General features: G+C 40.5%; 11 protein-coding genes. 6 read left to right on the forward strand and 5 right to left on the reverse strand.

The features are described 5' to 3' along the window. Positions 1–110 precede the first annotated feature (110 nt). The 5 genes from AC6CHS_RS06900 to AC6CHS_RS06920 all read left to right on the forward strand — a co-directional run bounded on the left by AC6CHS_RS06900 (position 111) and on the right by AC6CHS_RS06920 (position 7,743). Positions 111–1,778, forward strand: coding sequence for a DUF2334 domain-containing protein (locus tag AC6CHS_RS06900; protein WP_498235098.1), 1,668 nt, complete (start codon positions 111–113; stop codon positions 1,776–1,778). 50 nt (positions 1,779–1,828) lie between these two features. Next, entirely contained in the window at positions 1,829–3,544 is a 1,716-nt protein-coding gene (locus tag AC6CHS_RS06905; protein ID WP_498235100.1) for a DUF2334 domain-containing protein, read from the forward strand. After that, the gene (locus AC6CHS_RS06910; protein ID WP_498235101.1) at positions 3,537–4,817 is read left to right on the forward strand and encodes a glycosyltransferase family 2 protein; all 1,281 of its coding nucleotides are present in this window, start codon (positions 3,537–3,539) and stop codon (positions 4,815–4,817) included. Before AC6CHS_RS06905 ends, AC6CHS_RS06910 begins: the two co-directional genes overlap by 8 nt. 42 nt (positions 4,818–4,859) lie before the next feature. Then, entirely contained in the window at positions 4,860–5,957 is a 1,098-nt protein-coding gene (locus AC6CHS_RS06915) for a glycosyl hydrolase family 8 (RefSeq protein WP_498235103.1), read from the forward strand. A 79-nt stretch (positions 5,958–6,036) separates the two neighbouring features. Beyond that, on the forward strand, positions 6,037–7,743 hold the full coding sequence (locus AC6CHS_RS06920; RefSeq protein ID WP_498235104.1) for a methyl-accepting chemotaxis protein: 1,707 nt from the start codon (positions 6,037–6,039) through the stop codon (positions 7,741–7,743). A gap of 42 nt (positions 7,744–7,785) precedes the next feature. Here the strand turns inward: AC6CHS_RS06920 and tatA are convergent, their stop codons facing one another. The 3 genes from tatA to AC6CHS_RS06935 all read right to left on the reverse strand — a co-directional run bounded on the left by tatA (position 7,786) and on the right by AC6CHS_RS06935 (position 10,531). Further along, complete coding sequence (gene tatA / locus AC6CHS_RS06925) at positions 7,786–7,968, reverse strand: twin-arginine translocase TatA/TatE family subunit (RefSeq protein ID WP_106898196.1); 183 nt, start codon at positions 7,966–7,968, stop codon at positions 7,786–7,788. Positions 7,969–7,993: 25 nt separating this feature from the next. Beyond that, positions 7,994–9,709 (reverse strand): GMC family oxidoreductase, encoded by a 1,716-nt coding sequence (locus AC6CHS_RS06930; RefSeq protein ID WP_498235106.1) that lies wholly within the window; start codon positions 9,707–9,709, stop codon positions 7,994–7,996. 72 nt (positions 9,710–9,781) lie between these two features. Next, a complete protein-coding gene (locus tag AC6CHS_RS06935) occupies positions 9,782–10,531 on the reverse strand; it encodes a gluconate 2-dehydrogenase subunit 3 family protein (RefSeq protein WP_498235108.1) in 750 nt (249 codons plus the stop codon). Positions 10,532–10,645: 114 nt separating this feature from the next. On the opposite strand from AC6CHS_RS06935, the gene AC6CHS_RS06940 reads away from it, so the two are divergent. After that, a complete protein-coding gene (locus AC6CHS_RS06940) occupies positions 10,646–11,302 on the forward strand; it encodes a hypothetical protein (RefSeq protein ID WP_498235109.1) in 657 nt (218 codons plus the stop codon). 394 nt (positions 11,303–11,696) lie between these two features. Here the strand turns inward: AC6CHS_RS06940 and pstB are convergent, their stop codons facing one another. Both pstB and pstA read right to left on the reverse strand, forming a co-directional pair. Continuing rightward, complete coding sequence (pstB, locus tag AC6CHS_RS06945; protein WP_498235111.1) at positions 11,697–12,515, reverse strand: phosphate ABC transporter ATP-binding protein PstB; 819 nt, start codon at positions 12,513–12,515, stop codon at positions 11,697–11,699. Positions 12,516–12,554: 39 nt separating this feature from the next. Next, positions 12,555–13,439: a phosphate ABC transporter permease PstA gene (pstA, locus tag AC6CHS_RS06950; protein WP_106898191.1), complete on the reverse strand. Its 885-nt coding sequence runs from the start codon at positions 13,437–13,439 to the stop codon at positions 12,555–12,557. Between the last annotated feature and the right edge of the window lies 1 nt (position 13,440).

Raw genomic sequence — 13,440 nt, forward strand, 5'->3', positions numbered from 1 at the left:
CTCTCTATTATAAATGTATGCTGTTTCCCTAATCTAAAGGACTAAAAAGGGTTGCATTCTATATAAAGTTAGTGTAAGTTCTTTATATAGAACAAAGGGGGGCGATTACAGTGCATAATGTTCGATATGTCGTTTCAACATTATGGAAACTGACTATTGTAACAGTATGTGTTTGCTTGATATTTCAGCCCCTTTCCATAAAGGCGCAAGAGGAGAAGCAGCACGTTTTGGTTGTTCTTCCAACAAATAACGAACAGGAAGAAGTACAGCAGCATCTACTTGATATGCTAATTGGACATTTTACAACAAACATAACTTTTAAGAGAAGCGAGGATGTACAAGCCACTGATGTTAAAGGTACATCTCATATAATCTACTATGGCGCAACAAAGGAAAAACTCCCCTCCTCTTTTATTGAATTAATAAATGAGTCCCGACAACAATTGGTGGTAATTGGCTATAACGCAGAGCAGTTAATGCCTGACTCAAACTTTAAGACAGTTGAAGGAAACACTAGCTTTACTAGCATTCTCTATAAACAAAGTGAATATGACGTGGAGAAACAAGAGTTCGTAATGGTTCAAGACGATCAGAATGTAAATGTATTAGTAGAAGCTTTTAATGAGCAAGGAACGGTTCCACTGTTTACTCAAAAAGGGAGATATTGGTACTATGCATCAGCTAATTTGTTTTCGCCAAGTTCCAATATTCTTTCTGAGGTATTACATGAAGTGTTTGCAGAGAATCACCAGGCCTCGATGCAAGCATATCTTAGGCTGGAGGACATCCATCCTGGGGTTGATGCTAAAAAGCTAGAACGCATTGGAAAATTCTTAAAGGATAAAAACATTCCTTACCTAGCTTCGATTAGCCCGGTATATATAAATCCTAAAACAGAAGAAATCTATACACTTTCAGATACACCAGATGTAGTAGAGGCATTGCAGGAAATGCAGGAAAATGGTGCTAGCTTCGTGCTACATGGCTATGCCGATCAATATGGTGAAGAGGAAACAGGCAGTGGTTTTGAATTCTGGGATAAAGAAGCAAACAAACCACTTGAAGAACATAAGAAAGCAACATACCTAGATACTGAATCATTTATTAAACATGCTACCCTCCGTGAAAAGCTTGAAGCAGGAATCCAGGAACTTGTAGATTATAAACTATTTCCAATTGCTTTTGAGGCACCACATTATGCAATGTCCCAAAAAGGATACAAAACCATCTCAGAGTATTTTTCTACCTATGTAGGGCAAGTGCAACTATCAGACAAGGACTGGAGAATGATGACAGAGGCACCTGTCCTAACAACACCTAGCTTCTTACATGGTATGACATTACTACCGGAAACAATCAGATATGTCCGCTACGATGATCCAGATTCCATAACTGAAATGCAAGAGAAAATAGAGGATATGCAGCTTGTCCGGGATGGGGTGATTGGTGGTTTTTATCATCCATTTATGGGGATAGAACAGCTTAAAAAGCTTGTACACGAAATGCAAGACATCCCTGGTGTCACGTGGCTTGATGTCAAAGCAGGAAAGCATTCTGTACAAATGGACGATTACAGCATTCAAACGGATCAACGAGGAGTTATACTCATCCCATCCAATCAGGATAGAGATGACGAAATGTCAGAAGAGGCTAGCTCCCTGCCTACATTTCGTATGACAGTTGCCCATCTCGGTTGGATAGGTTTCGGATTTTCGCTAACAGGGCTTGTGGTTTTCTTATCCTTTTATAGAGCAGGAAGAGGTATTAGATCAGAGTAATTTTTTTTGAATGTAATGTTCTTTATTAAGAACTGGAAAGGGGATAAAGCATGTGTAAAAAAGTTTGTCTGCTTTTAGCGGTACTTCTTACAGGGATCTTATTAAGTGAGAGCCTTGTTTTTGCAGAAGAGGAATCAAAGCCAAACGTTTTAGTAGTTTATTCTTCAAAAAGTGAAAAAATGGATGATCACCAACGGTTGCTCGATATGCTCATTGGCCATTTTACAGACAATATAGTGTTTAAACATAGTCAAAGCTTGCAGCAAGAAGATTTAGAGGGGATTACACATGTTTTTTATTATGGACAGGTAAGGGAACGACTACCTGAAAATACAATCCATATGTTAGAAGCATTTAACGGTACATTTACTGTGATCGGATATAATGCTGAGCAATTTGAAAAGAAAATGTCTTTTATTGACCAGCAAGGGGAGGGCGTTTATTCCAGGCTAACATGGGGAGCTGAGGAGAAAGTATTGCAAGTTAGGCGTCAAAGCATCCTGCTGGTCGAGTTGGCAGAAGAAGCCTCCATCATCATAGAAGCCTCACACGGAGCGAATTATCAATACCCTTTCCTCGCCAAAAAAGACCAAAACTTCTATTTGGCTACTACCTCTTTAGAGGAACCTGTCTCCATCGTATTTGCGGATACGTTGCACGACATATTTCAAACGAAGGAACCCTATGTGCAGAAGGGTTATTTAAGACTTGAGGATGTCCACCCACTGGCAGACCCAATAAAACTTATGGAAATAGCTGACATTCTTAAGAAACGTAATATCCCATATATGATCGCCGTTATCCCTGTCTATACGAACCCAGATACAAAAGAACAGCATTTTCTTTCAGACCATCCAGCTGTACTCGATGCCTTGAGCTATATGCAAGAAAACGGGGGAAGTATTGTCATGCACGGATACACCCATCAGTTTCGCGACACAGAAACAGGAGAGGGCTTTGAGTTTTGGGATGTGAAAAACAATATGCCGATATATCACGACCCTACAGATACGGTGATTAAGAAAACGATAGCGGATTTTTCTAATACAGCTGCTTACAACGACTATGTCGCAACACAAAAGGCTTTTGAAAAGAACTATATTGATAAGAAGTTAACGAGAGGCATACAGGAGCTTGCCAATTACGGTCTGTATCCCCTGGCTTTTGAAGCCCCACATTACACGATGTCGCAGAACGGATACGGTGTAACAGCGGACTATTTTTCAACTTATGTGGGACAAGTCCAGCTTAGTGATAAGGACTGGGAAGTTATGGCTGGTGTGCCATACATTACGACACCTACCTTCTTAAAAGGGATGGAATTACTTCCAGAAACCATCGGCTATGTAGATCCAGAGGACCCCAATGCTGTTGAAAAAATGGTAAAGCGAGCAGAGGAACATCTACTTGTAAGGGATGGCATGGTAGCAGGATTCTACCATCCGTACCTAGGGAAGGAAAAGCTACTAGAATTACTGGATGAATTAGAGAAGCTCCCGCCTATTGAATGGATTGATTTGAAAGAAAGTGAGAATGCTGTAGTAGCAGAAAATGTAGAGATTACTACAGGGAAAGGTGGCGTTTTAGCTTCTATTGATAAAGGAGGATTGATTTCCGCCTCTTGGGATTTCCCGTTATACCATGTGAAAACATTCATCGTGAAATCAACTTGGGGGATGGTTGGAGCGGGAGGGTTAGCAGTTTTTCTGTTTTTAATCTATGTGCTAAGAACAACTCTCCGGTATAGGAGGGGTCGAATTGGCTGATCTATTAATGTATATGTCACTGTTCCTCATTTGGTTAATGCTTTTTTACCATATGTTTTTAATGCAGGGAGGATATTTACATTACCTCCATTACAAGAAATCTGAAAAAGAATGGCAACAAAACAAAACCCCATTTCCAAAGGTTAGTGTTCTAATCCCTGCGCATAACGAGGAAGTAGTGATTGGGGAAACACTTGACGCGATGTGCCAGTTACAGTATCCAACACATTTACTAGAGGTCATTGTGATTAATGATAACTCAAATGATAGAACTGGAGAAATAGTCGAGGCTTATGCCAGGCGTTTTCCTTTTATTTCGGTTATTCATACGAAGCCGCCATATGGGGGGAAGGGAAAGTCCGGGGCATTGAATATTGGCTTTGCCCAATCAACAGGAGAAGTGATCTGTGTATATGATGCAGATAATACCCCCGAACCAGATGCTATTTATTGGTTGGCCATGGGCCTGCAAAATGATCCGAAGGCAGGAGCGGTTGTAGGAAAGTTCCGAGTGATTAATGCAAATAAAAATTTGTTAACGCGCTTAATTAATGTGGAAACGATCACCTTTCAATGGCTTGCCCAAGCTGGACGGTGGTTTTGGTTTAAGATGACGACCATTCCAGGCACGAACTTTGCAATCCGCAGGTCTATTTTAGATGAGCTTGGAGGATGGGATCATAAGGCCCTATCAGAAGATACAGAGCTTAGCTTCCGGGTTTACAATTTGGGCTATTATATTCGTTTCTTTCCTTCCGCCATCACATGGGAGCAAGAGCCAGAGAGTCTAAAAGTATGGTGGCGACAGCGCACCCGTTGGGCGAGGGGGAACATATACGTTATTGGTAAATTTTTGCTTCAATTTCTCAAGTTGAAAAATAAAAAGGTAGGGGTAGATCTTCTTTATTTTTTATTTACCTATCTCCTATTCTTTGGGGGCGTTATGCTATCTCATGCCATATTTATTGTGAACTTGTTTGTAGACTTAAAGCTGACTATTGGAATTGTTTCTTACGCCCTTTTAATAATAGGATTCCTTTTATTCGTCACGGAAGAGTTGCTTGCACTCAGTATGGAAAAGAAACAACTGACAATTAAAAACACAGCAGTTGTACTAATTATGTATTTTACTTATTCACAAATGTGGCTCTGTCTCGTGGTGTATGCCACCTTCCTTGAATTAAAGCGCGTGCTATTTAAACAAGAAGTCACCTGGTATAAAACAAAACGGTTTAAGCAGGAGGATCTAGTTAGGAAGGACCGTTCTGCATAGTAGGAAATCATTCAAACTAGGAGAAGATAAGAGGTGCGGACAATGCTAATTCAAGTATTTATTGCCATCATACTCGTTCTTATAGTCATAAATGTGTTAATCAATCTAAAAGGCGAAAAATATATCGAGAACAGCGTTATTACAGAACAGTTTATTGTAAAGTGGTTGAAGAATGAGAATGGTACATTGGCAACGTACATCAAGCCTGACAAGCAGTTGGATGAAGACCTTGTTTCAGGTAGAGAAGCTCTTTCAGAATCGCTTGGATTATGGATGCGCTATGCAATCGAAAAGGAAGATAAGAAGTTGTTTGATAACGCCTATATGCAGTTGGTTAATCATTTTCTTAAGCAGGATGGAATGGTTTATTGGAAGTTAACGGAGCAGGGTAAAAGTGATGGGTACACCAATGCGTTGGTAGACGATTTACGGATTATTGCCGCCCTGATGGATGCCAATAAAAATTGGCCAAAGAGTAGCTATCCATACGGTAAAACGGCAGAGCAAATCGCGAAATTTCTGAGTACCTATAGCAAAAGTGGAGATATATTAACCGATTTTTATGATAAAGGAATGCAATACAATAGTGATTATCTGACCTTATCTTATATAGATACTGCAGCATTGAGGCAGATGAAAGGAAATGGTCTCATAGCGGGTTCAATATATGAAGCTACAGTAGGTGTCCTATTGCAGGCACCTGTTATAAATGGCTTTTTTCCAAAATCCTATCATGCTACAAGTGAGCAGTATATCTACGAAAATGAAGTCCATATGATCGACCAGGCGTTAACTGCGTACCAGCTGTCTTTGGAAGGGAAAAACTCTGAAGTGTTTTTAGAATTTATTGAGAATGAGCTAGCAGAGAATGACAAGATATACGGTAAATATAATCGACAGACGAAGGTTCCAACAGTCGAATACGAATCTCCCGCTGTTTATAGCCTCCTCATCCTCTATAGTTTAGAGGTTGGAGCAAAGGAAGTAGCAGATGGACTGTATAAACGAATGCTTGATTTCCGGAATCTCGAGGCAAATGATCCGTACTATGGTGGCTATTCCGTTTACAAGCAAAATACACATATCTTTGATAATCTTCTTCCATTACTTGCAGAATTGAATGTATCTAGTTCAAATTAACTATTCTTTACAAAGAATTTACAGTAACTTAATACCCCCTTGATATACTTTTTACAATAGAGTACTTGGGGGTGCACCATTGGGTAAATTGAAACATACTTTCTATTCAAAAATCAGACAAGCATTGACAAAGCTAAGTCTACGCAGTAGACTGCTCGTCCTTTTTATTTCTATTTTCATTATCTCGCTTTCCATAGTTGGAACAGTTTCATATGTGAAAGCAAAAAATATGACGACGGAAACCATTGAAAACCGCTTGCTTCGAGAAGCAGAGCTAATGGGTTATATAGCGGATAATTTAAAGTTTCTATATGTAAGTGATGAGACGTATTTTCAACAGCAACTTGTGGCCAATATAAGGACACAGCAAGAAAAGCTGGCTGATGAAGGGATCCAGTCAGACTTTTTTTACATAACAGACGGGAAAGCGACCCCCTTTGAAACAGATGACCAGGGGCTTCATGCTGTACCAGAGCAGATGATTTCCCAGATTATCGAAGAACAAAATGGCATTCTAAACGGACAAGTAAATGGGAAGGATTATACGTTTACTTTTCAAGAGATGGAGGAGATCAATGGTACCTATGTTATTGCAGTGCCTGTCGCTTCCTACATGGACCCTGTTCTGGAGATGGCTTATTCCACCATATTTGTAATAGCGATAAGTATAGCTATTAGCATATTACTGATCGCTTTGTTTGTTAGCAGTTTAACAAAACCGTTAATCGTCTTGCGGAAAGCGATGAGACAGGTAAGGGAAGGGGACTTACAGCAAGCTGTTACCATTGACACGACCCTACCGGAATTTATTTCTCTTAAAAAAAGCTATGATGCCATGATGGAGCAAATGGTACAGTTGCTACTCGATATACGAAAAACAACGTTACAGCTACAAAAACACGGGAATGAATTACAGCAATCCTCTGAAGGAACGCTTGTCTCCAACCAGGAGTTAAACCAGGCAATTCACGTTGTGAAGGAAGGTGCAGAACAAACTGCTGCAAGTTCAGAGGTAAGCGCGGAAAACTTCCGAGAGATGAAACAACAAATGGAAGAAATGCTTGTCAACATGGATTCTGTCTTCAAAAGCTCTGATGATATGCACGGTTCCGCTGAAGCAGGTAACCAATCGATGTCTCAGCTAATTCAAACAGTACATAGCTTTGAAAAGGACTTTGCTCAATTGACGGAAACGGTAAGACAGTTGCAAACAGACGCGAGATCTATCAGTGAGCTAGTTGGCTTAATTCAGGGTATTACAGAACAAACGAAGCTCTTGTCCCTCAATGCGTCGATTGAGGCTGCGCGTGCAGGGGAAGCGGGTAAAGGTTTTGCGGTGGTAGCAGAGGAGGTTGGGAAGTTGGCACAACAATCCTCACAAGCTGCCTCGCAGATTACTACTTCAATCCATAACATGGAAAGTATAACCAACCATGCAACAAGGGAGTTTGAACAAATGCTTCAAAAAACACATCGCACACTGGAGATGTCAAACGGCTCACAAGTTTCCCTTGATACATTACTGAATGAAATCCATGATGTCGGCAGTAAATTAAGAGGAATGCAGAATGAATTAAGTGGAATTAAAAAACAGTTACCGTCGCTGGAACAAATTGCAGCCGAGTTTTCCTCTGTATCACAGGAGACATTGGCAAGTGCAGAACAGATGCTAGGGAGCAGTGAACTGCAAGTAGAATCCGTTAAGACTACCCATGAAATAGGTTTAAAATTGAGTGCAACATCTGAATCCCTCTCTTCCAAAACAGAAAGATTTAAAATAGAATAAAAAACAACCAGGCAGCAGTCGCTATGCCTGGTTGTTTTTGTATTATTTCTTTGGTTCAGGTGCTTCCTGGTCATCATCATCTAAAAGCTCATTTGTGGAACGCTTAAATTCAGATAATGTTTTACCAAAAGCAGAGCCAATTTCCGGTAGTTTCTTGGGGCCAAAAATAATGAGGGTAATGACCAAAATAATAATTAAACCTGGAATTCCTATATTTGATAACATCGCTCTCCCTACCTTCTTTTAAAGATTAGGCTAAAATCCCGCCACTCTTCTGGTATTTAATAACCCCCTCAGCAGCCCGATATGCTAGCGCACCTACTGTGTCTGTAGGATTGTATCCGCTATTATGCGGAAAAGAAGAGGCGCCGACAACAAATAGGTTGTCCATATCCCACATTTGGGAGTAATTATTAACCGCAGATGTGCTTGGATCGTCACCCATGATCACTCCACCGGTATTATGGGTGGATTGATAGGTCGTAATATTGTACGGGCCAAGCTCTTTCATCGTATCAATTTTATCTGCGCCCATCTCTTTTAGAATTCCCTCCGCTTTTTTAGCGGTAAATTGTGCAAGATGGCGATCCTGGTCTTTGAAGTCATAGGTCATGCGGATGACAGGATCTCCAAAGGTGTCTTTATAAACGGGATCTAAATCAAGATAGTGCTGTTTAAATGGAAGGCTGGCGCCCATCGCGCTAACAGACAATGTTTTATTGATATATTTTAACGAATTTTGCTTGAATTCTTTCCCCCATGTTGGTGATTCTTTTGGTATGGGGTTATTTTGAATTGGACGTTGCCCAGTTTGGGTCAAGGCTAAATAACCTCCATGAAGGAAATCGACGTCAGAGTGGTCAAAATTATCCCCATTAAAGTCATCAATAACCATTCCTAGTGCGCCTGCCCCAGCAAAGTTGTTAAACTTTTCGTCTTCAAAATACCCAACTGCAGAGCCTTTAACAACTTGATAAGCATAGTTCTTTCCAACAACGCCCTTCCCTGTTGAAGGGTCATAAGGTTTTCCAATCTTAGAATTTAATAATAGTTTTACATTATTAAACACATAACTGGTTACCACGACAGTATCAGCTGGTTGTTCTATTTCTTCCCCGGTTGTCACATCCGTGTATCTGACTCCTGTTGCTTTTCCATCCTTATGTAGGATTCTTCTAACCCAGGAATGTGTCCGTAAGTCAAACTTTCCTGTCTGTTTTGCAACAGGGATGACGGTTACGACAGGGTCTGCTTTCGCTCCGTACTCACAACCAAATCGTTCACAAAATGCACAATACTGACATGCAGCCCGCGAAATGCCATCCGGATTTTCATACGCCTCTGAAAGATTAGCCGATGGTACCGTATAAGGATGGTACTTTAATTTTTCTGTGGCTTTTTTAAACATCCTCATTTGAGGAGAATGCTTCATAGGAGGGGTTGGGTACTTGTCTGAGCGTTTGCCGCCAAGAGGGTTTTCTTCTCCCGAAATACCTGCCATTTTTTCAAACTTATCATAATATGGTTCTAGTTCATCATATGTGATGCCCCAATCCTGGAGGGTCATATCTGCAGGTATTTTATTTTTACCATATCGCTCAATGGTTTTACTGCGGATCTCAAAGTCATATGGAAGAAAGCGAAATGTTTGCCCGTTCCAGTGAACGCCGGCCCCTCCTAAACCATCCCCGAGTAAAAAGGAACCATATTGTCTCATTGGGAGGGCACGTATTTTTTCATTCCCTCTGAATGTAAGGGTATCTTTAGATAAGTCTTGCATTAATTCATAGCGTAATGCGTAACGTAGCTCATCATGAACCATATAGTAGTCCTCTGTCTCACGCTCTCGGCCTTTTTCTAAGCCGACTACATTTAATCCCTGCTTCGTTAGCTCTGAGGCGATAATTCCACCAGCCCAGCCAACTCCTACAATTACAACATCTGTTTTTGGTAGTGTTTTAACCATCTTCTAACATACTTCCTTTCTTGTGCATTGGTTGCTTCTATTTCATGCTTGCCATTGCTACTTCGACTCTATTTACATATGGTCGCGAAGACTATTAGGAGGAATCTCTTTAAATTCACCTTCAATAATATCTGTGTAATTCATTTGGTTACCTGGATAGTCCCGCATTTTCCAACCATCCATATCCTTATTACCACCATAAAGGGGATCACTATAAACACCTTCTAATGTCATCGACCGCATTAATTGAAAAAAGTTTCCAGGGGAAATAGTTGTGATATTCACTTTTTCTTCTGCAAAATCAGTTAACACTTTATCTTGGTCTTCCTCGGATAGTTCTGTGAATCCTTTATCATAGTTTTGGTGACTATAATTTTGCATCTCTCTAATTCCGATTCTGTAAATCTCCCTGCGATTCAATCTTCCTTGATAACCCTGTTCTTTTTCACCGTGGAAAAACGGTGGCTGCATATAATCACGTGCATTAAAACCGTAAGCCCCAGCTAATTGGTGATCAATGTAATAGGCCACTCCAAGTTCCCGAGCTCCTGGCCCATTATCATCTTGTGGGAAGATGCGTTCTGTGGCAGCTTCAATGGTACGAAACTCTGCTTGGTTGAAATACATTAATGCTTGATTGAAATTTTTTGTTTCTTCCTGTTGTTGCTGATTATCTTCTGCTGTATCTGCGTTCCAAGGGATAACACTCCCAAGTACCCCACCAACTGCAAGGCCGCCAACCGCAATCCCTGAATTACGTAGGAACTTTCTCCTGGATAGGTTCTCCTTTTCAACTTGGTTATTATTCTTTTCTTCTGACATTGTTTTACCTCCCTGCATATTGCTTGGGATTATTATGTCACCATAAATAACCATTCATGCATTTTTTTTAATTGGGTATACTATCCCGTGAATAAGGAATGGAGGGTATTAAAAATGAAAATAGGTAAAATGAGTTTGCTGATTATGATGACAACAGGCCTATTGGCGGCTTGTACAGATGGGGACAATGCAGAGGAAAGTACCGAACACCCCAATATGGAGGAAGTGGGTTATTCACATGAGAATATGAATGATCCAGATATTATTCCAGGAGTATCACGTGATAAGAAGGATACTACAAATAATAGCGGCAGTACGTATAGTGGAATGGGGCAAAATCTTTACAGTACAATTGGTACTTCTGGCGTGCACGAAGGTGGCATATCTTCTTATTTTGAATCAATCCTTGAAGGGGAAGGGATTACAGGAGTAAAAGTATTTGTAGTGGATGATTCAGTGATTCTTGCAAGAAACAAAGCGGAGACCACAAGTCATGAATATGACTCAATGCAGCGTAATCTATTAAGTAATACAGAAGGAATGTCAGGGAAAGGTGAGCCCGATGGAGCCGGCAATGGAGCTCAGATGGATGATAATTTAAGCCAAGCTATGAAGAAAATGGATGAGATGTTTAATGGGAACGTTAAGGTGCTGACCGTAACAAACCCAGAATCAGCTGATTTAATTGAAGGGATTAAAGAAAAAATAATGAATTCGTCTTACGAAGAAGCTTCAAGTGATCTATTAGAATTACTAAACATGACGGAGTAAGGACTTCTTGCACGGCACTACGAGAAGTTGCCTAGATTTTGCGCACGTAGTAGCTAGGTGAAACAAAAGCAAAGGTACGTTTTTTGGAAACGTCGATTAAGTACAACCCGTTCCTAGATCATTATCTGCATGACACACAGGTCCCCAGAGTTTACTTATAAACCTACAAGAAACCCTCTGCCTATTCTAGACAGAGGGTTGTTTATCCCGGTGCAACCGTCCGTAAGACTCCCACTTCAAAACATGAAGTGAAACCGTGAAGTTTAAGTGGGAGTAAACGGACGCTAACACCCCGATTCGTTTAACTAACAATCAGTGGGGGATGAACAAAAACTCCCACTGATTGAAGTTTCACTTTATATCGTTCAAGGGAAGAACAATGTATGGAGATTTTCTAACCAAAGCGCCCGGAAATATAATCTTCCGTTCTGCTGTCGGCTGGTTTTGTGAAAATGGTGTCCGTTTGATCAAACTCAACTACTTCACCATTTAAAAAGAAGGCAGTTCTATCGGAAATACGTGCTGCCTGTTGCATATTGTGGGTCACGATAATGATAGAGTAATCTTTCTTTAATTCCTGCACAAGTTCTTCAATTCGGAGTGTCGATTTTGGATCGAGTGCTGATGTAGGTTCGTCCATTAGAATGACATCAGGCTCGATGGCAAGACAGCGCGCGATACAGAGACGTTGTTGCTGGCCACCAGATAATCCATAGGCATTTTCTTTAAGTCTGTCTTTTACTTCATCCCAAATAGAAGCGCCTCGAAGACTTTTTTCCACGATTTCATCTAGAATTTTTTTGTTGCGAATTCCATGAATCTTAGGGCCGTAAGCGACGTTATCATAGATGGATTTAGGAAATGGGTTTGGTTTTTGAAATACCATTCCTACCCGTGTGCGCAAATCCTCTACTTTAAACTTCTTGTCTAGAATACTCATGCCATTATAGGTGATCGATCCTGTAGTACGTACGGTTGGAACAAGCTCTACCATGCGATTAAGTGTTTTAATATAAGTTGATTTTCCGCAACCCGAAGGTCCGATAATCGCCGTGACCTCTTTTTCATAAATCGATAAGTTTATATCCTTTAAAGCATGGGTTTCCCCATACCATAAGTTCAAATCCTTTGTATCGTAAACAACCTTTTTATTTGGAAAAGTCTCCTCGGCATAGTTGGTGAAAGTTGGCTTGGTTGCAGTTTTAATACTCATTAAAGTACCTCCTTATATTTGCGCCAGAACGATTGTTGACTAGTATCTTTGCTGAAATTTATTACGGATAATGACGGCAATCGAATTCAGAATAAAAAGCATGACCAGTAATACAACGATGGTTGCTGCTGCTAGGTTTGCATACTCTGACACAAGAGATGAATCAATTGTCCAGTAATAAATCTGCATCGGCATGATCGTAAAGGTGTCGAAAATGCCTCCAGGAAACGGTATTAGCAATGCTGGTATTCCAATTACAGTAAGTGGAGCAGTTTCTCCAATTGCTCGTGATAAAGCGAGAATGGAACCTGTTAAAATCCCAGGGAGTGAAGCTGGCAAGACGATGTTTTTAACAGTCTGCCATTTTGTAGCTCCCATTCCGAACGATGCCTCGCTTAGGTGTTGTGGAACAGCACGTATTGCTTCTTGGGAAGCTACGATTACGATAGGTAGGACAAGGAGAGATAAGGTGAGCCCTCCTGCAAGCACAACATTCCCTAGATCCATAGCTCTAACAAAAACAGTTAGCCCTAGTAAACCGTAAACAATGGATGGGACACCAGCTAAGTTAGCAATGTTTGTTTGAATAATAGCTTGGAATTTTCCTTTTGGAGCATATAGTTCCAAATAAATAGCTGTGGCAACACCAAGAATCAGTGTAACTGGTATGACAACAATCATTAGCCAAAGTGTGCCTAGTATAGCACCCATAATGCCAGCTCTGTCGGCGCTAGTCGAAAGCTTTCCTGTAATGAAATCCATATCAATCCAAGCAAGGCCCTGTGTTAGAACACGAATGATTAGGATGGCTAGAACGACGATGCCAAACATGGTTGCAAGAGCGAATAACGTCTTAAATATATTGTTTTTAACTAATCTGCGGTTCATTTTACTCTGAACTTGTTCCTGGTTTATATATTTCATT

Source organism: Oceanobacillus sp. GQ8 (genome assembly GCF_059758495.1).

Excerpts from the sequence above, each read along its gene's own strand:
- AC6CHS_RS06905 (WP_498235100.1), top strand. The coding sequence starts at position 1,829 with ATGTGTAAAAAAGTTTGTCTGCTTTTAGCGGTACTTCTTACAGGGATC.
- AC6CHS_RS06915 (WP_498235103.1), top strand. The coding sequence starts at position 4,860 with ATGCTAATTCAAGTATTTATTGCCATCATACTCGTTCTTATAGTCATA.
- tatA (WP_106898196.1), bottom strand. The coding sequence starts at position 7,968 with ATGTTATCAAATATAGGAATTCCAGGTTTAATTATTATTTTGGTCATT.
- AC6CHS_RS06930 (WP_498235106.1), bottom strand. The coding sequence starts at position 9,709 with ATGGTTAAAACACTACCAAAAACAGATGTTGTAATTGTAGGAGTTGGC.
- AC6CHS_RS06935 (WP_498235108.1), bottom strand. The coding sequence starts at position 10,531 with ATGTCAGAAGAAAAGAATAATAACCAAGTTGAAAAGGAGAACCTATCC.
- AC6CHS_RS06940 (WP_498235109.1), top strand. The coding sequence starts at position 10,646 with ATGAAAATAGGTAAAATGAGTTTGCTGATTATGATGACAACAGGCCTA.
- pstB (WP_498235111.1), bottom strand. The coding sequence starts at position 12,515 with ATGAGTATTAAAACTGCAACCAAGCCAACTTTCACCAACTATGCCGAG.
- pstA (WP_106898191.1), bottom strand. The coding sequence starts at position 13,439 with ATGAAATATATAAACCAGGAACAAGTTCAGAGTAAAATGAACCGCAGA.